This window comes from Limosilactobacillus panis DSM 6035 (genome assembly GCF_001435935.1).
Lineage (GTDB): Bacteria > Bacillota > Bacilli > Lactobacillales > Lactobacillaceae > Limosilactobacillus > Limosilactobacillus panis.
On record NZ_AZGM01000073.1, the window covers coordinates 1 to 24,840 of the forward strand.

The following is a 24,840-nucleotide window of genomic DNA, read 5'->3' on the forward strand; positions in this document are numbered from 1 at the left end:
AAATCCGAAGATTTCATCTAACTCCATTAATTATTTGGGACTTATGTCACAGCCCCATTTTTTACTGCAATTCTTTTCAAGTTTCGGATCACAACCGAGCTCCCGTCACGAAATCGTAGTCGCTGTCGTTGCCAGTCAACGTTGACCAACTGTCCGGTGTACTGTTCATAGTAGCCGTTTTGCCCATTGAAGTAGGTAACCGTGACTAAGGGCCAAGGCCAAATTTTACTCAGCTTCTTGATCTGCTTAGTGAGGGCCAACAACTGTGAATGACTGAGGTAGTCCTTATTTCGGTAGCGTTTGGCCGTCTGGTCCAGAAGTTCTTTATAACCGGTCAAAGCAGCAAACGGGGCGAACTGGCCCGCCCGGTCAATTTGGGGCATTGGCAAGTGGGCCTTCGAGACGTGGCGAGGCACGTCCATTATATCGTTATAACGGGATGTATCGTTGAACTGTTTCTTCTCGGCTTCCCATTGTTTTTTGTCCATTATGCCCGGTGTCCCCCAATCTCCTTGTTACGTTTCTTGGCGACTGCCCCGTCCTTCAAGTCCGCGGCACGAATAATCGAATTTTTCCCAAAGCGGTCCTGCAGTTTGAGGACCATCTTTTGTACCCGTTGGTCCTGTTGACGCTGGCGACGTTCCTGGTCTGCTTTTCGTAGGTGCTGGTTGGTGTTGGTAAAGAGGTCCAGCTGTTCCGTATGGGTCATCTGGTCCGCGACCGCCTGCTTTACGAGGTGGTTAGCGGTGACGGTAACCCGGCGGACGAAGAGGTCGGGATTGACCTTCTGCCGAAACACCTCCAGAAAGTGATCCGTTAGCTCCCGTGGTGATGCCGTCGGGAGTTTAGTTGTAAAACTACCGTGATCAGGGTGGGGAACCTTCCGGCCATAAAAGTCAGTCGTTGTCGGCCCGTGGTAGCCGTGACCCTGGTGGAGGCTTTCGACATCGTAGTTGACCGTCAGCGAGAACTGGTCCGCAACCATGTCCCGTTTGACCATCTGGAGGCTCAGCATGTCGACCATCTCCCGGACCACCAGTCGGGCTTCGTTGTACTTATACGGCTTAGGCAGAATAATACTGGAATAGATACCGTGGCTGCTTGACCGGTAGTTCTTAATGTCCTCCATAGTAGCTGATTCGTATCCCCAGGCATGGTCAATGATCAACTCGGCGTTCTTACCGAATTCGCGGTAGAGGACCTCCTCGTTTAAAGGGTCGGATAATTTACCCAAGGAACAGCGGGCAATGTCACCCATTGTGTTTAGCCCCAGCTTTTGCAGACGTTTGGCGTAACCACGACCAATCCGCCAAAAATCGGTCAACGGTGTGTGGGCCCAGAGGTAACGGCGGTATTCCTGTTCGTTCATTTGGGCGATCCGGACGCCATCCTCGTCCGCTGGAATCCGCTTGGCAACGATATCCATCGCCACTTTTGCAAGGTAGAGGTTTGTCCCAATCCCCGCCGTAGCGGTAATCTTGGTCTCCAGCTGAATCGTCTGGATCATCTCCTTGGCCAGGGCATGTGCCGAAACGTGGTGCTCAGCCAGGTAATCGGTAATGTCCATCAAAACCTCATCGATGGAGTAGGGGTGAATCTTTTCCGGTGGGAGGTAACGGAGGTAAATTTCGTAAATCTCCGCACTCTTCTTTAAGTAGAAGGACATTCGCGGCGGGACAATCTTGAAGCCAATCCGCAAACAGGGGTTACGCAAGAGCTGCGACCGATAAGCGGAGCTATACTTGGCTAACCGGTGGTGGGGCGCCTTTTGAGAACGCTCCCGGTTCAACTTTCCCACAATTTGCTCGACTTCGAAGAGGCGGGGGCGACCTGGTACCCCAAACTGCTTAAGGGCCGGGGAGACGGCTAGGCAGATGGTCTTGCTTGTCCGGGACTCATCGGCGACCACGAGGTTTGTGGTCAGCGGGTTGAGGTGGTGGGCGGCACACTCCGCTGAGGCATAGAAGGATTTGAGGTCAATTGCCAAGTAGGTGCGGGCCACGGTTAGCCCTCCTTTCATCAGATTCTTATTCCATTATACGGGGACTTTTTGTCCGGAACAAGCGTTTGCCTTGCCCGCTTGCCTTTTGGGGCGAAAATCGTTAGAATATAGACATTAAGTAGCACGAGTTTAGCGAGGGACGGCTGGTGAAAAGGTCCCCAGGGTGCGAACTGGATTTTAACATGATTATCAATAAAGAGCGGCAAGTTATTTGCAATGTAGGTGGCACCGCGCGCAAGCGTCCTATTAGTCAATCGGCTAATGGGGCGCTTTTAATATAAGGAGGAATTAATGATGGCAGAAAAGAAACACGTAATTTTAACTGGTGACCGGCCAACGGGTAAACTGCACATTGGTCACTATGTTGGTTCACTGAAGAACCGGGTGGCTTTGCAAAACACGGGGAAGTATGACACCTTCATCATGATCGCTGACCAGCAGGCCCTGACCGATAACGCCCGGGATCCCGAGAAAATTCGTCGCTCACTGCACGAAGTGGCCTTGGACTACCTGGCGGTGGGAATCGACCCAAAGAAGTCAACCATCCTCGTCCAGTCCCAAGTACCGGCCCTGAGCGAACTGACCATGCACTACCTGAACCTGGTCACCGTTTCCCGTCTGAAGCGTAACCCAACTGTCAAGACGGAAATCAAGCAGAAGAAGTTTGGCCAGAGTGTCCCAGCGGGCTTCTTGATTTATCCAGTGAGTCAGGCCGCGGACATCACCGCCTTCAAGGCTGATACCGTGCCAGTTGGTGACGACCAGGAACCAATGCTGGAGCAGACACGGGAAATCGTCCGGACATTTAACCGAATTTACAAGAAGAACATTTTGGTTGAACCGGAAGGGGTTTTCCCGCCAAAGGGTGAGGGCCGGATCCCTGGCCTTGACGGCAATGCTAAGATGAGCAAGTCCCTCGGCAACTGTATCTACCTCTCTGATGATGCCGACACAATCCAGAAGAAAGTTATGTCGATGTACACTGACCCGACCCACATTAAGGTTTCCGACCCCGGTCATGTGGAAGGAAATACTGTCTTTACCTACCTTGACATCTTCGATCCAGACAAGGAACAAGTGGCGAAGCTGAAGGAACAGTACCAGGCAGGGGGCCTCGGTGACGTCAAGATCAAGCGTTACTTAAACGAAGTCCTGCAAGCAGAACTGAAGCCAATTCGAGAACGGCGTGAAAAGTACGCCGCCAACATGGACTACGTTGACCAGGTCCTGAAGGAAGGATCCGCCCACGCCAATGAGGTTGCCAACCAGACCCTGAAGGAAGTTCGGGACGCCATCGGTATTAACTACTTCGGTTAAAATATAATTGAAAATGAGGGACGCCCTTCGTATTCGTTAATTTGAGTACGAGGGGCTTTTCTCTCACAAAAAAAGTTGCGAAACACCAGTAACAATTAGTGTTTCACGGAACGGAACATGGTAACATAAAAGAGATCGATTCTTTTAAATTAAATTTAATGTAGCGGAGGTGAAAATAGTGGAAAACCTCGCAATTGTTGACCTCGGCTCTAACTCGGCACGGATGGCAATTACAGAAGTTGCACCGGATGGCCGTTTTCGTGAAATCAAGCGGGTAAAGGAAAATACCCGCCTTTCTGAAGGAATGGGGCGCGAAAAGGTGCTCCAAGAAGCAGCGATGACGCGGACAATTGAAGCTCTGAAGCGTTTTAAGCAGCTCTATGAAGGAATTCCCAACGTCAAAGTTCGGGCAATCACCACGGCAGCTGTTCGTCAGGCCCAGAATCGTCAGGAATTCTTGAACCGGGTGCAGAAGGAAGTTGGCATCCAGCTTCAGGTTTTGTCGGGTAAAAAAGAGGCGTATTACGACTACTTGGGAGTCATTCGGACCCTTAAGCTTAACCACTGTTTAATTTTAGATGTTGGTGGGGCAAGCTGTGAACTGGTGTTAGTTCAACAGCGCCGCGCCCGGGACTTGATCTCGATTCCGGTTGGTGCGGTCAACCTTTCGGAGCAGTTCCACCTGAATGGTTATGTGCGTTCGGTGGACCTATTTCGGGCCCAGGTAGCGATGAATGACCGTCTGAAGAAGATTCCCTGGCTGCGTTACGCAACGCGGGTGCCAATCGTCCTCCTTGGCGGTGCTAACCGGACCCTGGCCCGGATGACCTGGGCCTACCACCACCGCCATCACCGGCGGACAATTCACGGTTACCAGCTTAGCGCCCGGGCGGTTTACGCCACTTATCGGGAGCTGTTGAACCGGAACTTGGCTCAGCGCAAGCGGATCCCGGGCCTGGAGCCGGAACGGGCGGACATTATTGTCGGGGGGATGCTCCCCTTAGTCAGCCTTCTCCAGCGGAACACCGATGGCCGGGTAATCTTTTCGGAGAGCGGTGTCCGGGAAGGTATCATTACCGAATACGTCAACCAAAGGAAGAAGAACAATGAGTGATTGGCAACACGGCTTTTATAAATTGTCACCAGAGGAGCGGCGGCAGCGGCTAACGGCAGCCCTGAAGCTACCGGCCTCCGTGAGCAACCTATTGGCTGACCACGCGTCTGTCCTGGGTAACCAGCTGGTGGAAAACTACCTCACGGATTATTCCCTGCCAGAAGGGGTGGCCCTAAAACTTGTCGTCAATGGCCAGGAATACCAGGTACCAATGGTGGTTGAAGAACCGTCCGTTATTGCGGCGGCTTCCAATGGCGCACAGCGGGTCGCCAAGAGTGGCGGCTTCACTGCCAAAAAGCAAAGCCGGGAACTGGTTGGTCAGGTGGTGGTGGAACCACGCGGTGATGTCAGTACCGACTTAACTTGGCTAAGGCAACACACAAGCGCGATGCTTAAGGTCGCTAACGATGCGCACCCGTCAATGCAGCGGCGCGGCGGCGGGGCCCAAAACGTCCATTTACGGACCCCGGGCCGCTTTATCAGTGTGGACCTGGGAATTGACGTTTGCCAGGCGATGGGGGCCAACAGTGTCAACACGATGGCCGAAGCGGTCGGCAAGTGGCTGCGGGCCCAGGACTTTAACGTCCTCTGCGCAATCCTGAGTAACTACGCAACCGCCAGTCTGCAGACGGTCACGTGTACGGTGGCCTTCCAAGACCTGGCGACTCCCCAGATGCCGGGGCAAAGAGTTGCGGAGCGGATTGCGGCGTTAAGCGCCCTTGCCCAAACTGACCCCTACCGGGCGGTGACCCACAACAAGGGAATTATGAACGGGATTGACGCCGTCTTAATTGCCAGTGGCAATGACTGGCGCGCCATCGAAGCGGGTGCCCATGCCTATGCCGTGCGTGATGGTCAGTACCGGGGCCTCAGTAGTTGGCAAGTGGAAGATGGCCAGCTAGTCGGACGCTTAACCCTTCCGTTACCGGTGGGGGTTGTTGGGGGCTCAATTGGCCTGAACCTGTTGACCCGGGCAAACTATCGGATTAGTGGTATCAAGACGGCTGAAGAATTAGCAGCTGTGACCGCCAGTGTCGGTTTGGCCCAAAACCTGGCTGCACTGCGGGCCCTTGCCAGTGCCGGAATTCAGGCGGGCCATATGAAACTCCAGTACCGGTCACTGGCAATTAGCGTGGGGGCCCAGCCGGCGGAGGTTCCACTGGTGACGAAGCGTTTGGCCCAACTCAACCATGTGGACCAGGCAGTAGCCCGGCGGGTACTCGATGAAATAAGAAAGGATTAATTGCATGAGTGAAGAAATTAAGTTAAATGCGGCGAACCAGGAACTGCTTAAGCAGGTTAACGAACTCTATCCTGAGGGGACCGTTTTTGTTCAGTTTCATGGTGAAAAATCGGGTTACGTCCGTCATGACCAGGCAACCCAGAAGACGCTGCCGGGCGGACTCTTTATCATTGTGACCGACCTGACCGCGCCCAACTACACGGCCTCCCATGAGCTCCTCCACCTCTTGATGCTCTTGCGCGGCTTTCCCCAGATCTTTTTCCAACTTTCCCTGGGTGATAAGCAGCTTGATGAACAGATGATGATCATGTCGACGGACCTGTACAACGTTGCCATGCACCGAGTCGTGGTCGCTGAACAACGAAAGCACGGCTTCATTGATGAACAAATTGAGCAGGAATACCTGAAGGGGATTGAACACACCCTGACGCCGGAAGGGGAAAAGGGGGATGAGGAGAAGACCCTCCGTCTTTTGACCCTCCTTGACGCCTTGGTATTCTACGGTGACCACCTGGACCAGTACGAAGAAACGCTGAAGGCTAAGTACCCAGAAGCATTAGCCGCAGCCAAGAAGATGTACGCAACGATCACCGCCAAGCCGATTAAGACACCATTTGACATGCGGCGGTCAATCATCAAGATTTACTCCTTGTTTGACCAACAGATGCAAGAGTGGAACCTGCCGGCCCTCCACAACAACGAGTACACGACCCTTTCACCAGTCCTGAGCGAGCGGCAATTGCGGTTGAGCCTCCGCCAGGTCTTTGAAATCTACCACTCTGATATGAAGGAGCGGGGAACGAAGAAGCGGGCGTACATTGGCATTCGGCGTAGCGACCGGCAGAATTCGTTTACCATGCCGGCCCCCCAACCGGAGACACCAGAAATGTTTAAGCGTATTTACGCCCAACCGGTGAAGAAGTTTCTTGAGCAACACAGTATCCCATATATTGTAAGGAAGTAATTAGATGGACACGAATATTCAAGCAAAGTTTGATAACGCAAAGCACATTGTTTTCCTGACTGGGGCGGGCGTTTCGACAGCCTCCGGGATTCCGGATTTTCGGTCGGCAAACGGCCTCTACACCCAGAACCGGAATGCGGAATACTACCTGAGTCACCGCTACTTTATAAGTGATCCGGAAGGATTTTACGAATTTTGCAAGAAGAATCTCTACTTTCCTGATGCTAAACCAAATATCATTCATGAAAAGCAGGCGGCCCTGACCCAGCAGGACCGTGCGACGGTGATTACGCAAAATATTGATAACCTGTACGAAGAAGCGGGCACCAAGCACCTGATCGATTTCCACGGGGACCTCTACAACGTGTTTTGTGAAAAGTGCGGTAAGACGGTTCCGGTTGAAGACTACCTGAAGAGTCGGATTCACGAGGAAGATGGCGGACCGCTGCGCCCGGATATCGTTCTCTATGATGAAGGAATCAAGCAGGAAAACATCATCAATTCTGTCCGGGCAATGCAAGGCGCCGACCTTGTGGTAATCGTTGGGACGTCCATGAAGGTCTACCCGTTTGCTGGCCTGCTGGAATACCGGAATAAGAACGCGGAAGTAATTGCCATTAACCGGCAGAAGTTGTCGTTTGGCTTTGACTTTACGATGGTTCAAGAAGACGCCACAAAGTTCTTTGCCGAATTAGATGTGTAAAAAATAAGCTGGGGAAAGCTTGTGATAGCTTTCCCCAGCTTATTTTTTCTTAAAACTACATTTACTTATCGCCAAGCCAGGATAAAATCAGATATAATGATGGAAACGAAAACGCTGACAACGAAAGGAGCATGACAATGGTTAAATTTGGTCATTCAACAGTTGAAGCAAACCCACTAGGATTAGGGACAAACGCCGTTGGGGGTTACAACCTCTTCCCGGGCCTTAGTGATGACGATGGCCGCAAGTTAGTTGAGGCGGCACTGGCAAACGGGATTAACCTTCTCGATACGGCCTACGTATACGGGCTAGGTCATTCCGAGGAACTGGTCGGCGAGGTTGTCAAAGAGCATTCCCGTGATCAGATTGTGATTGCCACGAAGGGCGCCCACGACTTCTCCACTGGTGAAGAGGTCATCAACAACGATCCCCAGTTTCTGGCGGACCAGGTCAACAAGAGCCTGGAACGGTTGGGAACGGATTACATCGACATTTACTACATCCACTTCCCGGACCACGATACGCCAAAGGCAGAGGCAGTGGGGGCCCTCCAGCGCCTGCGTGAAGAAGGAAAGATTCGGGCGATTGGCTTATCCAACTTTAGTCTCGACCAGATTAAAGAAGCTAACGCGGACGGCTATGTTGACGTTGTTGAAGACGAATTCAGCCTTCTTCACCAGGACCACCTGACGGACGGGATGCTGGACTACCTGCATGACAACCAGATTAGCTTTGTGCCATACTTCCCATTGGCTTCCGGCCTGCTAACTGGTAAGTATGACCAGGATGTGACGTTCCCGAAGGATGACATCCGCAGCCAGATTGCGGACTTTAAGGAACCACGCTACAGTGCCATCCTGGCAGCGGTTGATAAGGTGCGGCCGATTGCTGCTAACCATCATGCAACATTGGCCCAAACAATTCTGGCGTGGTACCTACAAAACCCACTGATTACGGCCGTAATCCCGGGAGCCAAGCGGGCTGACCAGGTAATTAGCAACGCTAAGGCAATGGACGTGACCCTGACTTCTGAAGAATACGGGCAAATCGAAGCGGCCTTTAAGGAATTTGCAAAGGTGAAGAGCGGTAAGTCACTAAAGGATCCAGACTAAAAATAAAAGCGCCTAACGAGAATTTCTCGCTAGGCGCTTTTGCTTTTAAAGGGTTAAATGCTGCCGTGTTTGGCGGTTCTTTAGCTGCTTGAGCTCACAATCGTAGTCGCAGGCGGCACACTTGCCACCCGTCTTGACCTTTTTGAAGGTGCGGATGATGACCCAGACGGCCAGACCGATGATTGCAGCAATGATTAACAGGTTAACTAGTAGTTTCATAATTGTCCTCCTAAAAGATTAGCGAACCAACTTGGAAAAGAATAAATGCCGTGATGTAGGCAATGATAAAACTGGAAACAACCGAGAAGAAGACCCACTTATAAGACCCGGTTTCCTCCTTGATCGTGGCCAGGGTGGCAAAGCATGGAATGTAGAGTAGGACGAAGGCCAACATTGCGTATGCCGCGACCGGACTCATGAACTGGCCGAGGGCCGCAATTAAAACGGCCTTACTACTGGTGTGGAACATGACCATCATGCTGGAAGTAATGACTTCCTTTGCCAAAACCCCCGTAAAGAGGGCACTAATAGCTTGCCACTGGACGATCCCAATTGGTTTAAACATCGGCACAAGGGCGTGACCAAGACTAGCAGCATAACTAGCTGTCGAATCGGTGACGAACCCATGGGGGCCAAAACTAGAAAGCAGCCAAATTAGGACGGTCCCGGCAAAGATAATGGTCCCGGCCTTTTTGATGAAGCCCTTCCCCTTATCCCAGGTCCCGTGCCAAATAATATCTAAGCGGGGGAGGTGGTATTCGGGAAGTTCCACAATAAACACGGAACGGTCCTTGACGTGGAAAAGCACCTGGTAGAGCTTGGCCACGAGGAGGGCGACGACCACACCAAGGAAGTAGATTGAAAAGACAATCAATGCCTGGTGGTGCGGGAAGAAAGCGGCCACCACGAGGCTGTAGATTGGTAGGCGGGCCGAACAACTCATGAAGGGCATAATCAGGGTTGTGACGAGCCGCTCCTTAGGCTGCTCAATTGTCCGGGCGGCCATGATCCCCGTGACGTTACAGCCGAAACCGATAATCAGCGGGATGAATGATTTACCATTGAGGCCAATCATCTGCATCAACCGGTCCGTTACCAGAGCCGCCCGCGCCATGTAGCCTGAATCCTCAAGCAGGGAGATACAGGCAAAGAGGGTAAAAATCTGGGGGATAAACGCTAACACCCCACCGACCCCCGCAATAATTCCGTTGACAATCAGTGAACGGAGGGCGGGAATGGCCCCTGCTTGAATCAGCAGGTGGTTAACGGTATTTGAGACGGGAACGGACAGGAACCAGTCAAGCAAATCTGATAGTGGGGTCCCGACCCAGTCGAAGGAGAGCTTGAACATCAGGAAAAAGATTCCCGCAAAGATTGGTAGTCCCAAAATAGGGTTGGTGACCACCTTATCAATCTTGCTTGTCAGCTGGGGCTGTTGGCTTTGCCCTGTTTCAGTTGCGTCCTTCAACAGTTTTTCGATAAATGCCAGCCGGGTGTCGTAGATCTTGTCCGCAAAATGCTGGGCATCGTAATATTTCTCCTGACTCAAAAGCGGGGTCAGTTTGCGCTGCCTAGCAATTTTACGAATGGCCTTATTTTGGTCGATGAACTGAATTGCTAACCAGCGGGCGAGGGTGGGCTCAAATTCAAAGTCTGCGGTGAGGGCCTCACTAGCCTGGCGAATGGCCTGCTGAAGCATTGGTGGGTAGGTCAATTGCAGGGGGTGGGCAGTTACCCTTTGATAGTTGGCAATCTGATCATGCAGCTCCTTGATTCCCCGGTGCCCCCGGGCGTTGGTGGCCAAGACCTTGCACCCCAGTCGTTCACTAAGAAGGTCCAGGTTGTAACTTCGGCCGCTTCTCTTGAGGTCATCAATCATATTTAAAATTAAAATAGCGGGGATACCCCGTTCAAGGACCTGAATCGTCAATAGGAGGTTGCGCTTCAACTGACTAGCGTTGGTGATGTTTAATATAAGGTCTGGCCGGTTATGGAGGAGGTAGGTCGTTACAACGGCCTCGTCCTTAGTTAACGGGTTCAGTGAATATGCTCCCGGTAGGTCGACGATTTGGACGGCCGAATCCTTGAGGGTCCCGACCTTTTTCTCAACCGTTACCCCCGTCCAGTTACCAACGTAGGCATACTTATTGGTGAGTGAATTAAAAAGAGTTGTTTTACCTGTATTAGGGTTACCAATTAAGGCGACACTTGGCATTATGCTTCAGCCTCCGTTAAAGCGTAAAAGTCGTGGTAACGAATTCCAATCCGCTGGTTATTATTTTCAATAATTACGGGACCATGAAATGGGTAACGCTGGATTACCTTAATGGGGCACCCTTCACAAAGACCCATGTTATGGAGCCGGTTAGCAGTTGGTTGGTTTAGACAGCTGAAAGAATGAAGTATGTATTTATGACCATTCATAATTATCACCCGAATAAAATATTCTAAAAGTATATAAAAAGCTACATTTTATAGTTATATTATACCGCATTGAAACCGCTTAAAAAATATTTGCTTGTAAAGCTTCAATCTTGATACTATTCGGTTATAATAAATGTGTATATTTTTTAACCATTATTTCTTACGGAATAATTTGGAATATTTAGTTTAAGGGGATGCTTTGAAATGGCCACACTTGAAGTGCGCGATTTACATGTTTCTGTTAAGGATGAAGAAAGTAAGAAGGAAAAGGAAATCCTCAAAGGGGTTAACCTGAAGATGAAGACGGGTGAAATCCACGCCATCATGGGACCAAACGGGACCGGGAAGTCCACTCTTTCACAAACGATCATGGGACAACCGGGTTACAAGGTTACGCAAGGTGACATCCTCTTAAACGGTGAAAGTATTGTTGGCATGCCAGTTGATGAACGGGCACGGAAGGGCTTGTTCCTGGCAATGCAGTACCCAGCAGAAATTCAGGGGGTAACGAACGCTGAATTTCTCCGGGCCGCAATCAACGCCCGTCGTCCACAAGACGACCAAATTTCCGTAATGGACTTCATCAAGAAACTGGACAAAAACCTGGAACTGTTGGACATGAGTCAAAAGATGACGGAACGGTACCTGAACGAAGGCTTCTCCGGTGGTGAAAAGAAGCGGAACGAAATTCTGCAACTCCTGATGATCGAACCAACCTTTGCCATCCTTGACGAAATTGACTCCGGCTTGGACATCGATGCCTTAAAGGTTGTCTCCAAGGGTGTTAACTCGATGCGGGGCGACAACTTCGGCTCACTGATTATTACCCACTACCAACGGCTGCTTAACTACATTGTTCCAGACACGGTCCACGTTATGATGGACGGACAAATTGTTGAGACCGGGGGCCCAGAACTGGCTAAGAAGCTGGAAGACGAAGGTTATGCCGGCCTGCGGGATGAATTAGGTCTCGACATCAAACTAGTCGACGATGAAGACTAGGAGGTGCACTATGACTGAACTAGCAGAAGCAAAGGAACAGCTGACCAGCGCCAGCCAGCAGCATGATGAACCGCGGTTCTTGCTGAACCAGCGGCTTTTTGCACGGGACCTGATGGAAAAATTGCGGCTGCCACGGATGCAGCGGTTTAAGTTCCACGACTGGCCGCTAATTGCCGATCAGCCCCTAACCTGGGTTAGTTCTAATACTGACCTGGAAGAACTCGCGCCGGACGATGAAGTTATCCGGGTGACCCAGGTTGGCCAGACAACGGTTAAAATTCATATTCCAGAAAAGCTGCAGGATGAAGGGGTCGTATTGACCGACATCTTCACGGCGGCAAAGAACTATCCAGAAATCTTTAAGAAGAACTTCATGACGGCCATCAAGGCGGACGAAAACTTGCTGACTGCCTACCACATGGCATACCTGAATGCCGGCCTCTTCTTGTATGTACCAAAGAACGTCGAGATTAAGAAGCCGATTGAAGCTGAAATCGTTCAGGACAACACCCAGGACCAGCCACTGATTTCTCACATCTTGGTTGTTGCTGATCAGGGAAGCAAGGTCAAGTTTATCCAACACCTGACGACCGTTGGGAAAAATGAAAATCCGGCCAACATGATGATTGAGCTGATTGCCAAGGACAACAGCGAGATTGACTTCTCCTCTCTTGATGAGCTGGGGGCCAGCACCCACACCTACTTCAAGCGGCGGGCCGACATTGGCCGTGACGCCCACGTTGAATGGGCTGTCGGCCTGATGAATGATGGGGACACGGTTGGTGACATGGACTCCGAATTATTAGGCGAATGCGGTTATGCTAACTCCAAGATGATTGCCGTGACGACCCTTAATCAGGAAGTCGGGGTCAACAACCGCGTTACTAACCACGGTAAGCACACGATTGGTCTGATCAACCAACGGGGAGTCATCCTCGAAAACTCTGAACTGATCTTTAATGGGATTGGTCAAATCATCCACGGGGCCCACGGTTCCAAGGCCGACCAGCAGAACCGGGTCTTGATTATGTCAGATAAGGCCCGGGGAGATGCCAACCCGATCCTCTTAATTGACGAAAACGATGTGGAGGCTGGGCACGCCGCCAGTGTCGGCCCGGTTGACCCCCACCAGATGTACTACCTGATGAGTCGAGGGATTCCACGTAAGCAAGCGGAACGGATGGTTATCCGGGGCTTCCTTGGTGCCGTTTTGAGTGCCATTCCAGCTGCCGACGTCCGTAAGAAGCTGGTTGATATTCTAGAAAGGAAGCTTACTGATGGCCAACAGTATCAATGATTCATACCAAGACTTTCCAATTCTGGACCAAAAAGTAAATGGTGAGCGGCTTGCTTACCTCGACAACGCGGCAACCGCCCAAAAACCACAGCAAGTGATTGATTCCTTGGTCCACTTCTACGAGCACGATAACGCTAACGTTCACCGGGGGGTTCACACCCTGGCGGAACGGGCCACTGAGCAGTATGAGGCCGCTCGGACGAAGGTCCAGCACTTCATCAACGCCAAGAACCACAACGAGATCATCTTCACTAAGGGCTGCACCGACGGATTAAACCTCGTCGCCGCTACTTATGGCGAACAAAATATCCATGAAGGTGACGAAATCGTCATCACCATCATGGAACACCACAGTAACCTGATTCCTTGGCAACAACTGGCGATTAAAAAGCACGCCACGTTGAAGTATATTGAATTAACACCAGAGGGCACCCTAGATATGGAAGACGCTAAACGTAAGATTACCGATAGGACCAAAATCGTGTCGGTAGCCCACGCCAGCAACGTCCTCGGGACGGTTAACCCACTGAAGGAATTAGCCAAGATTGCCCATGAACACGGGGCGGTGATTGTTGGTGACGGTGCCCAATCCGTTCCCCACATGCCAGTGGACGTCCAGGACTTAGACGTTGATTTCTACGCCTTCTCTGGGCACAAGATGATGAGCCCGACGGGGATTGGGGTCCTCTATGGCAAGGCAGACCTCTTACGGGCAATGCCGCCATACCAGTACGGTGGTGAAATGATCAATACCGTTCACCGGGATGAGACCACCTTCGCAGATATTCCGTTCAAGTTTGAGGCGGGGACCCAAAACATTGCCGGAGCGATTGCCCTGGGGACCGCGGTTGACTACCTGGAAGAGATCGGCATGGAAAACGTGGAAAAGAAAGAACAAGAAATCGTTGACTACGTTCTTCCTAAGCTAGAAGCACTACCTTACATTACTGTTTATGGGCCCCAAGATCCGGCCCAGCATACGGGGGTAATTGCCTTTAACATGGACAACCTGCACCCGCATGACGTGGCAACGGCCCTCGATGCTGAAGGGGTGGCCGTTCGTGCTGGTCACCACTGCGCACAGCCACTGATGGAAGCGCTGGGCGTAAGTGCCACCACCCGGGCCAGCTTCTACTTCTACAATTCGAAGAAGGATGCTGATCAATTAATTAACGCAATCAAAGCAACAAAGGAGTTCTTTAACGGTGGGACTATCTAAGTTAAATGGCTTGTATCTGGACGTCATCTTAGATCACGCCAACAATCCGCGGAATAAGCATGATATCCCTAACGCAACGAGTAAGATGACGATTCATAACCCAACCTGCGGTGACACGATCAACGTGGCCGTTGAGGTTGAGGGTGACCGGATTAAAAACATCGGTTATACCGGTTCTGGGTGCACGATTAGTCAAGCCTCTGCCAGTATGATGACTGAAGCAGTTAAGGGGAAGACCACTGAAGAGGCCCTCGACATGGCGAAGACTTTTTCCGACATGGCCATCGGGAAGAAACACTCCGAAGATGACCTGGAAAAGCTTGGCGATGCCCAAATCTTGACCAGTATTATGGAATTCCCAGCCCGGATCAAGTGCGCCACAATTTCATGGTGGGCACTACAGCGGGCCCTGCTAAAGAAAGATGACGAGGAGGAAGAGTAATGAGTGATGATGCAGCCAGCATTGTAAATAACGACGAAAATTATGAATACGGCTTCCACGATGACGTCAAGCCGGTCTATTCAACGGGACGGGGGCTTACGGAAGACGTTGTTCGTAAGATTTCCGCGGAAAAGCATGAGCCAAAGTGGATGCTTGATTACCGCCTGAAGGCCTACAAGATTTACAAGAAGCTTCCCATGCCTAAGTTTGGTCCAGACCTGTCTAAGCTGGACCTGAAGAACATGCTTTACTACCAAAAGATGACGGACAAGAAGTTTCGGGACTGGAAAGATGTTCCAGAAGACTTAAAGAAGACCTTTGACCGCCTGGGGGTTCCGGAAGCAGAACGGAAGTACTTGGCCGGGTCATCTGCCCAGTACGAATCAGAAGTGGTTTACCACAACATGAAGAATGAATTCTCCAAGCTGGGGATTATCTTCACGGATACGGATACCGCTTTGCGTGAGTACCCGGACCTCTTTAAGAAGTGGTTTGGTAAGCTGGTTCAACCAACCGATAACAAGTTTGCGGCCCTAAACGCTGCGGTTTGGTCTGGTGGTTCCTTCATCTACGTTCCTAAGGGTGTTAAGACGAAGACCCCAATCCAGTCTTACTTCCGGTTGAACGCTGAAAATACCGGACAGTTTGAACGGACCCTGATCATTGTTGACGAGGGTGCCAGCGTGGACTACGTTGAAGGGTGCACGGCCCCGAATTACTCTTCTGACAGTCTGCACGCGGCCGTAGTTGAGGTAAACGTCTGCAAGGATGCCTACTGCCGCTACACGACCATTCAGAACTGGTCCGACAACGTCTACAGCCTGGAAACCAAGCGGGCGGCCGCAGCCGAAAACGCCACGATGGAATGGGTTGATGGTAACCTGGGTTCCAAGGTCACGATGAAGTATCCAAGCGTATACCTGAATGGTGAAGGCGCCCGGGGAACAATGCTGTCCATTGCGGTTGCCAGCAACGGGATTCACCAGGACTCCGGTGCCCGGATGATCCACAATGCCAAGAACACCTCGAGCTCAATCGTTTCCAAGTCGATTGCCAAGACTGGTGGTTCGACGGACTACCGAGGGACGGTGCGCTTTGGTAAGCACTCGGACGGGTCTAAAGCCCACGTTGAATGTGATACCATTATCATGGATGATCAATCATCGTCAGACACGATCCCGTACAACGAAATTGATAACGCCCACGTGGCAATGGAACACGAAGCCAAGGTTTCCAAGATTTCAGAAGAGCAGCTTTACTACTTGATGAGTCGGGGAATTTCTGAAGCGAAGGCAACGGAAATGATCATTATGGGCTTTGTTGAACCATTTACCAAGCAGTTACCGATGGAATACGCGGTCGAATTAAACCGGCTGATTAGCTTCGAAATGGAAGGCTCAATCGGCTAATAAACGGAGGTATTAAGATGGCCAAAGATAGTGATGAAGAAAAAGAAAGTAAGGAATACTCGCCGACCGAAGATGCGGTAATGGGGGCTTTGGAAAAGGTTATCGACCCAGAACTAGGGATTGACCTGGTAAACCTCGGCTTGATTTATGATGTATCGGTTGATGACGACGGCCTGTGCATCGTAACGATGACTTTGACAACGATGGGCTGCCCACTTGGTGACTTCTTGAACGATGCCATCACCGAAGCGGCCACCTCCGTTGATGGAGTAGACAAATGCAAGATTAACTTAGTCTGGGAACCTGTTTGGGGCATTGACAAGATGAGTCGGTTTGCCAAGATTGCCCTCGGTTTGCATGGCTAAACGAAAAGGTGGGAGCGCGAATGGATATTCAAAAGTTTGTCCAACGACGAAAGAAACGGGGCATTTCCCAGGTCGCATTGTGTGACGGTATCTGTACGCAATCCACGCTCAGTAAATTTGAAAGCAACGGTCAAATTCCCTCAGTGTTGATTTTGGGAAAGCTATGCCAACGGTTAGACTTGAGTATCGATGACCTTGCTGAAAATGGGAAGAGTACGCAAGAGCCCGTCCACAAAACAGTCTTGGACGAGGCGGAACTTAATCTGATGGCGGAAAAGTTTCCCCTGGTAATCAGCCAGCTGCGAGGCGTTAAGGAACAGGAATTACCGAACCTCCAGCAGCGGATGCAGTACTACTACTTGCGGGGGATGCTTGATACCCTAACTAATAACCAAACAGCCACGACGATGTTTAATTTCACGCAGATCCTGGATAAGCTGGATGAGCAGCACGAAACGGTGTATTCTCAGCTGGCCTATCTCGGGTCAGGGATTCTTTACGCCCGTAAAAACGAGCTCGGCAACGCAGAGTTCTTTTTCACGAAGGTAATCAACTACCTGCGGGCGCAAAACGACTCCGTCAAGTTGGCTAAGGAATCAACGACGACTTACTTGCGGTTAATAATGATGTTGTACTACGTTGCGGAATACGAGGCGTTACGGGAACGCTACCCACGCAGCAACCACTGTCTACAGATGGTGACGGACTTCTGCGCCCGGCGCCACGTAACCTTCTTCATGCCGCGGACCCGGCTTCTGCAGGCCAACAACGCAATTCGTGGCGGTGGGGACCCGGACCATATTGCCGACCTGCTGAACGATGCGCTAGTGTTTGCCCGCTTCAACCACAATAACGTTGTTGAATTGCAGGCTGCGGCACTGAAGAAGCACTTTGCCTAAAAAGCGACTGGGAAAGTACCGGCCCCATAGTCAATGGACTTGCTCTGCAGCGCTAGGTACTCGCTTATGGTTTTTAGACAATTGCTGTATAATTATTCGAGAACATAAAAAGAGGGTGGAAAAAACCGCGGTTTTTTCCACCCTCTTTTTACATAACAGGTGAACTAAGCAAAGAAGACGACCTTCCCATCCACCTTGATGGGTAATACTGCTGAACCCTTCCGGTTCTCAGTCGACTTCTTAGTGTTGTGAAAAAGCTTCTTAGTTAGTAGCATTGTGATCGCTCCTTTCATATTTTCCATATCTAACATATCATCTTAAATGTCGTCTGGCCAGCTTTTTGAACGATTTTGCCCACCGCCTCTTATTTTATAAACTGCATAAATTTTCGGTGGACTCGGAACCTTGTGCATATTAAAATTAAACTATGCATAACAGCCGTTAAATCAGCTGATGATCACGTGAATAATGCATATATATTTTTTGCAAAAATTAAGAATTTGCTAAGCAATTAATGAGTAAGGGCCCGTCAATTTGGTTGCATTTACTGACCCGGCCCGATAGGATAGCCTTGTGATAAGGAGGGAGATTATGGCAAAAATTACGATGGGAATGACGACGTGGACGGAACACCCCGTCCTGATTCACAATGAGCAGCGACCGGTGACTCTCAATGAATACGCCCAGCATTTTCCAACAGTGGAAGTTGATACCTTCTTCTACGCTCTGCCTCAGATGAGCACCATTCAAAACTGGCTGGCGGCGGTTCCTGAAGACTTTACCTTCATCATTAAGGCCCACCAGGGGATGACCCTTCACCGGCGCCACCAGGATAAGGGAGAATTGGCAACCCTCTTTGAACAGTACCGGCGGACAATTGCTCCTTTGGTAGCGGCTGGTCAGTTAAAGACGGTCCTATTCCAGTTTCCACCGTACTTTGACGCCAGTGTTGCGGATATTGAGTACCTGAAACTTGTCCGTACGTGGATGGGACAACTGCCGGTGGCGGTGGAACTCCGCAACAGTAGCTGGTATCAGCCAGGAGTCGTGGATTCACTGATCAGCTACTGTCGTGACCTTAAGTTCACTCTGGTAGCAGCGGATGAACCTCATGATACTGTGACCTCCGTTCCCTTCAAGCTGGTTACTACTAACCCGGACCTGGTCCTCCTGCGTCTGCACGGCCGGAATAAAGAGGGGTGGGCAAACCAGGATAAGAGCTGGCGCAAGACGCGGACTCTCTACCGTTACAGTGAAAAAGAGTTAGCCGCTTTTGCTCAGGCAATTCGGGCCCTGAACCCGACGCCCAAGGAAATCTGCGTTGTTTTTAACAATAACTCCGCAAAGGACGCCGCCCCGAACGCCCTGCAACTGCAGAAAATGATGGGGATTCACTTTTCGGGACTGGCACCCCGGTCACCGGAGCAACTCGACCTGTTTTAACGGCGGCAGACTGCTCATCGCGCCGCTATTTATGCTATACTTAACGTCAATGCAATTCTAAAATCATACTAGAAAGAGGGGCCTCATATGGCTACACAAAAACCAACCTATTACATTACAACACCAATTTACTATCCATCTGGTAAGCTGCATATTGGTAACTCCTACACCACGGTTGCCTGTGATGCGGAAGCCCGTTTCAAACGGCTAAACGGTTACGATGTCTTCTTCTTAACGGGGACTGATGAACACGGTCTGAAGATTGAGCAAAAGGCCGATAAGCTTGGGATGCAGCCCCAAGAGTACGTTGATCAAATGGCTGCCGGCATCAAGAAGCTGTGGAAGACACTGAAGATCACCAACGATAAGTTTATCCGGACGACGGATGACTACCACGAAAAGGCGGTCCAGAAGATTTTCCAAAAGTTTGTTGACCAGGGTGACATTTACAAGGGCGAATACGTGGGTTGGTATTCAGTTGATGATGAAGAATACTTCACGGAAAGCCAACTAGCCGAAGTCTACCGCGACGATAACGGCAAGGTAATCGGGGGGAAGGCACCGTCCGGTCACAAAGTTCAGCTGGTTAAGGAAGAGTCATACTTCTTCAAGATGAGTAAGTACGCCGACTGGCTAATGAACTATTACAAGGAACACCCGGACTTCATCGAACCCCACAGCCGGATGAACGAAATGGTCAATAACTTCCTGAAGCCGGGCCTAGAGGACCTGGCTGTCACCCGGACCTCCTTCAACTGGGGGGTTAAGGTTCCAAACGACCCGAAGCACGTTGTCTACGTCTGGATTGATGCCTTGTCCAACTATATCACTGCCCTGGGCTACGGCTCTGACAACGACGAACTCTTCAAGAAGTACTGGCCGGCGGACGTTCACATGGTTGGTAAGGAAATTGTCCGTTTCCACACCATTTACTGGCCAATTATGCTGCACGCGTTGGGACTGCCACTGCCGAAGCACGTCATTGGCCACGGCTGGTTGACGATGAAGGACGGCAAGATGTCCAAGTCCAAGGGGAACGTGGTTTATCCTGAAACTCTGGTTGACCGCTACGGTCTCGACGCTACTCGTTACTACCTACTGCGGGCAATGCCATTCGGCAACGACGGGGTCTTCAGTCCAGAAGACTTTGTCGACAAGGTGAACTTTGACCTCGCTAACGACCTGGGGAACCTGCTGAACCGGACCGTCGCCATGATCAACAAATACCAAGGCGGTAAGATTGATGGTCAAAACACTGCTGAGACGGCCTTGGACGCCGACCTGGAGAAGACGGCCCAGGACGCCATCACGGAATACAAGGAAATGATGGACAAGACCCACTTTGCCGACGCGCTGGCTACTGTCTGGAAGCTCGTTTCCCGGGCTAACAAGTACATTGATGAGACCGAACCATGGGTTTTGGCAAAGGACGACAGCAAGAAGGATGTTCTGTCTGACGTAATGACCCACCTGGCAAAGAGCCTCCGGGTAATTGCGGCCCTGCTGCAACCAGTTATGCCGGACGCACCAAAGGAGATTGCCCGGCAACTGGGCCTGCCAGAAGAAGCAGTTTCCTTAGAGAACCTGGAATTCAACGACTTCCCGGCAACCGCCCAAGTGGTTGCTAAGGGGACGCCGATTTTCCCTCGTCTGGACGTTAAGAAGGAAGTGGAGTTCATCAAGAGCAAGATGAGCGCCAACCAAAAGACAAAGGGACGTAAGGCAATGGAAGAAGCCAAGAAAGAGGCCGTTAAGAAGGAAGAAGTGGCTACGGATGGCAAGAAGTTGATCCGGATTGAAGCCTTCGATAAGGTGGACCTAAAGGTAGCCAAAATCACCGCTGCTGACCACGTCAAGGGTGCTGATAAGTTGCTAAAGTTCCACATGGATGATGGGACCCCAGACGGCCGGCAGATTCTTTCCGGAATTGCCCAATGGTACCCGGACCCAAGCGTCCTGGTTGGCAAGAAGGTCGTTATCGTTGCCAACCTGAAGCCGCGGAAGATGCGCGGTGAAGTCAGCCAGGGGATGCTGCTTTCCGTTGAGAAAAACAACCAGGTAACGGTTGTAACGGTTGATGACGCCTTAGAGCCAGGCTTGGAACTGGGCTAAGCCATGGGAAAGAAGCAACGTGACTGGCGGCAGGTGTATGATTCCCACACTCACCTGAACGATGATCCCTTTTATGACGACGTACCGGCCTTTGAGGACCGGGCGGCATACTACGGGGTGACCCAGATGAACATCGTGGGTTCAAATGCCAAGCTGAACCAGCGGGCACTGGACCTGGGCCACCGCTTTAGCAACCTGCACCCCATCATTGGCTGGCACCCGGAGGATATCCGGACCTTTAATGAAAAAGCCCGGCAAACTCTCCGTCAGCAACTTGATGACCCGGCGGTTGTGGGGATTGGTGAAATTGGCCTGGATTATTACAACGACGAGCATTCGCCCCATGACCAACAGCAGGATATCTTTGAGGAGCAGCTGGCCTGGGCCCGGGAACGGCACCTGCCCGTTTCCATCCACTGTCGGGAGGCCCTGGCCGATACCTATGCCATTTTGAAAAACGCCCACGTGGGTGACTTTGGCGGGGTGATGCACAGTTTTAATGGCTCTCCCGAGTGGGCGGAAAAGTTCTTGGCATTGGGGATGGCAATCTCCTTTAGCGGGGTCGCCAGCTTTGGAAATGCCAAGGACGTGCATGCCGCTGTTCAGGCGGTTCCCCTGGACCGGATGATGGTGGAAACAGACGCCCCGTATTTGACGCCGGCCCCGTTTCGGGGAAAGCAGAACGAACCGGCCTTTACCAAGTTCGTTGTCGATGCGGTTGCCGACCTCAAGCAGGTTTCCTTTAGCCAGGCGGCCTACCATACTTACCAGAACGCAAGGAGGCTCTTTTTAAAAAGACATCATGACGAAGATTAAAGAAGTAATTGTCGTTGAGGGCAAGGACGATACGAAGCAGGTCCAAAAGGCGGTTGATGCTGATACCTACGAAACGAACGGTTCAGCATTGAATGCTAGCGACCTGGCCCGGCTGAAGAAACTTCAGCGAAGCCGGGGACTAATTGTCTTTACTGATCCCGACTTTAACGGCGAACGCCTCCGGAAGATGATCAGTGCTGCCGTACCGGGAATTAAGCACGCCTTTATCCGCCGTGACCAAGGGGTGCCTAACGAAGCGCATGGCAGTTTGGGCGTTGAGCACGCTGACCCCGCAGTGATCAAAGCAGCGTTGAAGCACCTTTATACCCAGGCGCCCGCAGCGAACCCGCTCTTCTCCCAGCGTGATTTACAGGCAGCGGGGTTAACCGGCCAGCAGAACTCAAAGCGCCGGCGAGAACGCCTGGGCCAGATCTTAGGGATTGGCTACGGAAACGGTAAGCAACTGGTTCACCGTTTGAACATGTTCCAGGTGACCGCTGACCAGTTTACCGCCGCAGTGAAGCAAATTTACCAGGAGGAAAGCAATGAGTAAGACACCACAAATTGGAAGTCGCACCCGCACACGGGCCATCATGGAAAAGTACGGGATCCACACCAAGAAGAGCTTTGGTCAGAACTTCTTGACTGACCTCAACGTCTTGAAGCGGATTGTCGATGCCGGTGAGATCACCAAGGCGGATAACGTGATTGAAATTGGCCCGGGGATTGGGGCCCTCACTGAGCAGCTCGCTCAGGCGGCTGGTGAGGTCCTGGCTTTGGAAATTGACCAGGACCTGATTCCAGTCTTAAATGAGGTTCTCAAGCCCTACCCCAACGTCAAAGTCTTGAACCAGGATGTCTTAGCAGCAAACCTACCGGCACTGATTCAGGAGCAATTTACGGACCCCACCAAGCCGGTCAAGGTGGTTGCTAACCTGCCGTACTACATCACCAGCCCGATTTTAATGAACCTCCTGAAGGTGCCTGTTAAGTGGGCCGCCATTTGCGTCATGATGCAAAAGGAGGTGGCCCAACGACTGGCTGCCCAGCCGGGAACTAAGCAGTACGGGGCCCTAACTTTGGCAATTGAGTACCAGATGACGGCAACGATTGCCTTTAACGTTTCCCGCCATGCCTTTGTGCCATCGCCCAATGTTGATTCAGCAATCGTCGTTCTTAAGCCCCGAAAAGAGCCACTGCCAGTCCAGCCCTTTGACCAGCAGAAGCTTTTTGGCTTCATTCGTGGTTGCTTTGCCCACCGGCGGAAGAGCCTGTGGAATAACCTCCAATCAGTCATTGGTAAGCAGGCGGACGTAAAGGAAAAGATGCAGACGATTCTTGATCAAGCGGGAATTTCTCCGCAAATTCGGCCAGAAAGACTGACCCTCGACCAGTTCATTGACTTGGCCAACCGCCTCCACGCGGCAGCACTTCTCTAAATTGACTTTTCTGTAATATAATGGTAATATTAATTGCTTAATAATTTAATGGTACTGTTTATTGCAGTGAGGTGAAGTGGAGTGCCAGAAACGATTGTGGAGATCAAGAAGAAATTGGATGATCGAATTGGCCAGCCGGTCTTAGTAAAGGCTCAGGCGGGACGTAAGCGGGTGGCAACACACCACGGGGTCTTGAGCAAGACCTACCCAGCGATTTTCATTGTCCACTTAAACGATGGTCAGGGTTCCCTTGACCGGATCTCTTACAGCTATACGGATGTTTTAACGCATAACATCTCGTTAGCCTTTGAATAATAACAGTTAGTAGAGCTGTGAAACTTGCGCGTCTCAATACACAATAACCTCCAGTGCCCGGCATTGTCGAACACCGGAGGTTATTTTTATTCTTCCAACATGCACGGGGAGTGAAGTGGCTGATGGCTTTGCAACGGTAAGAGCTTGCCGTTTATTTCTCCCATTAGTATAATCAAATTAAGTAGATTATATGAGGTTGGGAGGGAAGATTCGATGCGTGTAACTGAAAAGGCGCCAGCAAAGTTAAATTTAAGTCTCGATACGCCAATGCGTTACTTCGACGGTTCACCGCGCTGGGACATGGTGATGACCTCGGCCGACTTGGCTGACTACGTGACCGTTGAGACCCACCGGCGGCCAGCAACGATTAAGGTGTACACCAATAGTGGCTTCTTACCGAACGACCAGCGGAACCTTGCCTATCAAGCGGCCCATATTCTTCGCAACCGTTTCCACTGTAAGGAAGGGGTCACAATTAATATTAAGAAGAACATTCCAGTTGCTGCCGGCCTTGGTGGGGGGTCTTCAGATGCGGCCGCGGTCCTGCGCGCCCTTAATAGTATGTGGCAGTTGGGGCTTTCAAAGCAGGAATTGGCAACGATTGCCCTCACAATTGACTCCGATGTTCCTTACTGTGTTTATAGTCAGTTGGCCTACGTCTCTGGCCACGGTGAGAAGATTGAACTATTGCCACCCCAACCCCACTACTGGGTCGTGATTGCCAAGCAACAGATTAGCGTTTCAACGCCCCAGATTTTGCGGCAGATCAATTACGAAAAAATTGACCACCTAGATAACGATCAGTTACTTGCCAGCCTGCGGGCCCAGAATTGGCAAACGGCAACCAAGTACATGGGAAACGTCCTTGAACCGGTCACGATGAGCTTTTACCCGGAGATTAAGCGGTTGAAGGAAAAAATGGTCGAGCTAGGGGCCGACGTTGCCCAGATGAGTGGAACCGGGCCAACTGTTTTTGCCATTTGCCACACCGAATCGCGCGCCAAGCGGATTCAAAACAGTATCCGGGGCTTCTGCCGTGATGTCCATGTGGTGACCCTGTTGTGATAATGTGCAGGCCGGAAAAAGTATTCCGGATGACCAATAATTAAATTTGAAAACTAAAAGAGTGCGGGAACAAGTTGCGGGTTTGTTCCCGTACTCTTGTTTTTTTCGATAAACTTGCATTGCGGGCCAATTTTCGTT

The 24,840-nt window shown here is 51.1% G+C and carries 25 protein-coding genes; 20 read left to right on the top strand and 5 right to left on the bottom strand.

Annotated features, from left to right (window positions below):
- Window positions 1–41 precede the first annotated feature (41 nt).
- A complete protein-coding gene (locus FD32_RS05040) occupies window positions 42–488 on the bottom strand; it encodes a YolD-like family protein (RefSeq protein WP_047767875.1) in 447 nt (148 codons plus the stop codon).
- A complete protein-coding gene (locus FD32_RS05045) occupies window positions 488–2,002 on the bottom strand; it encodes a Y-family DNA polymerase (protein WP_082126033.1) in 1,515 nt (504 codons plus the stop codon). Before FD32_RS05045 ends, FD32_RS05040 begins: the two co-directional genes overlap by 1 nt.
- A gap of 294 nt (window positions 2,003–2,296) precedes the next feature.
- On the opposite strand from FD32_RS05045, the gene trpS reads away from it, so the two are divergent.
- The 6 genes from trpS to FD32_RS05075 all read left to right on the top strand — a co-directional run bounded on the left by trpS (window position 2,297) and on the right by FD32_RS05075 (window position 8,455).
- Window positions 2,297–3,319: a tryptophan--tRNA ligase gene (gene trpS / locus FD32_RS05050; protein ID WP_047767879.1), complete on the top strand. Its 1,023-nt coding sequence runs from the start codon at window positions 2,297–2,299 to the stop codon at window positions 3,317–3,319.
- A 178-nt stretch (window positions 3,320–3,497) separates the two neighbouring features.
- On the top strand, window positions 3,498–4,433 hold the full coding sequence (locus FD32_RS05055) for a Ppx/GppA family phosphatase (protein WP_047767880.1): 936 nt from the start codon (window positions 3,498–3,500) through the stop codon (window positions 4,431–4,433).
- Window positions 4,426–5,676 carry a hydroxymethylglutaryl-CoA reductase, degradative gene (locus FD32_RS05060; RefSeq protein WP_047767882.1) on the top strand — a complete coding sequence of 417 codons (1,251 nt, stop codon included), beginning with the start codon at window positions 4,426–4,428 and terminating at the stop codon, window positions 5,674–5,676. Before FD32_RS05055 ends, FD32_RS05060 begins: the two co-directional genes overlap by 8 nt.
- A 4-nt stretch (window positions 5,677–5,680) precedes the next feature.
- The gene (locus FD32_RS05065; RefSeq protein WP_047767884.1) at window positions 5,681–6,640 is read left to right on the top strand and encodes a hypothetical protein; all 960 of its coding nucleotides are present in this window, start codon (window positions 5,681–5,683) and stop codon (window positions 6,638–6,640) included.
- 4 nt (window positions 6,641–6,644) lie between these two features.
- Window positions 6,645–7,343, top strand: coding sequence for an NAD-dependent protein deacylase (locus FD32_RS05070; protein ID WP_047767886.1), 699 nt, complete (start codon window positions 6,645–6,647; stop codon window positions 7,341–7,343).
- Window positions 7,344–7,474: 131 nt separating this feature from the next.
- Complete coding sequence (locus FD32_RS05075) at window positions 7,475–8,455, top strand: aldo/keto reductase (protein ID WP_047767889.1); 981 nt, start codon at window positions 7,475–7,477, stop codon at window positions 8,453–8,455.
- A 45-nt stretch (window positions 8,456–8,500) separates the two neighbouring features.
- Here the strand turns inward: FD32_RS05075 and FD32_RS09810 are convergent, their stop codons facing one another.
- Genes FD32_RS09810 through FD32_RS05085 form a run of 3 tightly spaced genes read right to left on the bottom strand, consistent with a single transcriptional unit; the run spans window position 8,501 to window position 10,879 of the window.
- Window positions 8,501–8,674, bottom strand: coding sequence for a FeoB-associated Cys-rich membrane protein (locus FD32_RS09810; protein ID WP_082126034.1), 174 nt, complete (start codon window positions 8,672–8,674; stop codon window positions 8,501–8,503).
- A gap of 10 nt (window positions 8,675–8,684) precedes the next feature.
- The gene (feoB, locus tag FD32_RS05080; RefSeq protein WP_047767891.1) at window positions 8,685–10,670 is read right to left on the bottom strand and encodes a ferrous iron transport protein B; all 1,986 of its coding nucleotides are present in this window, start codon (window positions 10,668–10,670) and stop codon (window positions 8,685–8,687) included.
- Complete coding sequence (locus FD32_RS05085; protein WP_047767893.1) at window positions 10,670–10,879, bottom strand: FeoA family protein; 210 nt, start codon at window positions 10,877–10,879, stop codon at window positions 10,670–10,672. The genes feoB and FD32_RS05085 overlap by 1 nt, the downstream gene beginning before the upstream one ends.
- A 204-nt stretch (window positions 10,880–11,083) precedes the next feature.
- Here FD32_RS05085 and sufC point away from each other — a divergent pair, with 204 nt between their 5' ends.
- The 14 genes from sufC to ispE all read left to right on the top strand — a co-directional run bounded on the left by sufC (window position 11,084) and on the right by ispE (window position 24,702).
- Window positions 11,084–11,881, top strand: coding sequence for a Fe-S cluster assembly ATPase SufC (gene sufC, locus FD32_RS05090; protein WP_047767895.1), 798 nt, complete (start codon window positions 11,084–11,086; stop codon window positions 11,879–11,881).
- A gap of 10 nt (window positions 11,882–11,891) precedes the next feature.
- A complete protein-coding gene (gene sufD / locus FD32_RS05095) occupies window positions 11,892–13,178 on the top strand; it encodes a Fe-S cluster assembly protein SufD (protein ID WP_047767897.1) in 1,287 nt (428 codons plus the stop codon).
- A complete protein-coding gene (locus FD32_RS05100; protein ID WP_047767899.1) occupies window positions 13,159–14,397 on the top strand; it encodes a cysteine desulfurase in 1,239 nt (412 codons plus the stop codon). Before sufD ends, FD32_RS05100 begins: the two co-directional genes overlap by 20 nt.
- Window positions 14,384–14,839, top strand: coding sequence for a Fe-S cluster assembly sulfur transfer protein SufU (sufU, locus tag FD32_RS05105; RefSeq protein ID WP_047767901.1), 456 nt, complete (start codon window positions 14,384–14,386; stop codon window positions 14,837–14,839). Before FD32_RS05100 ends, sufU begins: the two co-directional genes overlap by 14 nt.
- A complete protein-coding gene (gene sufB / locus FD32_RS05110) occupies window positions 14,839–16,248 on the top strand; it encodes a Fe-S cluster assembly protein SufB (protein ID WP_047767904.1) in 1,410 nt (469 codons plus the stop codon). The genes sufU and sufB overlap by 1 nt, the downstream gene beginning before the upstream one ends.
- Window positions 16,249–16,265: 17 nt before the next feature.
- Complete coding sequence (locus FD32_RS05115) at window positions 16,266–16,613, top strand: metal-sulfur cluster assembly factor (protein WP_047767906.1); 348 nt, start codon at window positions 16,266–16,268, stop codon at window positions 16,611–16,613.
- A gap of 20 nt (window positions 16,614–16,633) precedes the next feature.
- A complete protein-coding gene (locus FD32_RS05120) occupies window positions 16,634–17,512 on the top strand; it encodes a helix-turn-helix domain-containing protein (protein ID WP_047767908.1) in 879 nt (292 codons plus the stop codon).
- A 591-nt stretch (window positions 17,513–18,103) separates the two neighbouring features.
- The gene (locus FD32_RS05125) at window positions 18,104–18,955 is read left to right on the top strand and encodes a DUF72 domain-containing protein (protein ID WP_047767910.1); all 852 of its coding nucleotides are present in this window, start codon (window positions 18,104–18,106) and stop codon (window positions 18,953–18,955) included.
- An 87-nt stretch (window positions 18,956–19,042) separates the two neighbouring features.
- Entirely contained in the window at window positions 19,043–21,067 is a 2,025-nt protein-coding gene (metG, locus tag FD32_RS05130; protein ID WP_047767912.1) for a methionine--tRNA ligase, read from the top strand.
- Between the two features lie 3 nt (window positions 21,068–21,070).
- The gene (locus FD32_RS05135) at window positions 21,071–21,883 is read left to right on the top strand and encodes a TatD family hydrolase (RefSeq protein ID WP_047767914.1); all 813 of its coding nucleotides are present in this window, start codon (window positions 21,071–21,073) and stop codon (window positions 21,881–21,883) included.
- Complete coding sequence (gene rnmV, locus FD32_RS05140; protein ID WP_047767916.1) at window positions 21,870–22,436, top strand: ribonuclease M5; 567 nt, start codon at window positions 21,870–21,872, stop codon at window positions 22,434–22,436. Before FD32_RS05135 ends, rnmV begins: the two co-directional genes overlap by 14 nt.
- Window positions 22,429–23,322, top strand: a complete 894-nt coding sequence (gene rsmA / locus FD32_RS05145; RefSeq protein ID WP_047767918.1) for a 16S rRNA (adenine(1518)-N(6)/adenine(1519)-N(6))-dimethyltransferase RsmA — start codon at window positions 22,429–22,431, stop codon at window positions 23,320–23,322. The genes rnmV and rsmA overlap by 8 nt, the downstream gene beginning before the upstream one ends.
- A gap of 81 nt (window positions 23,323–23,403) precedes the next feature.
- Complete coding sequence (locus FD32_RS05150; RefSeq protein WP_047767920.1) at window positions 23,404–23,637, top strand: Veg family protein; 234 nt, start codon at window positions 23,404–23,406, stop codon at window positions 23,635–23,637.
- A gap of 213 nt (window positions 23,638–23,850) precedes the next feature.
- Entirely contained in the window at window positions 23,851–24,702 is an 852-nt protein-coding gene (gene ispE, locus FD32_RS05155) for a 4-(cytidine 5'-diphospho)-2-C-methyl-D-erythritol kinase (protein ID WP_047767923.1), read from the top strand.
- Window positions 24,703–24,840 lie beyond the last annotated feature (138 nt).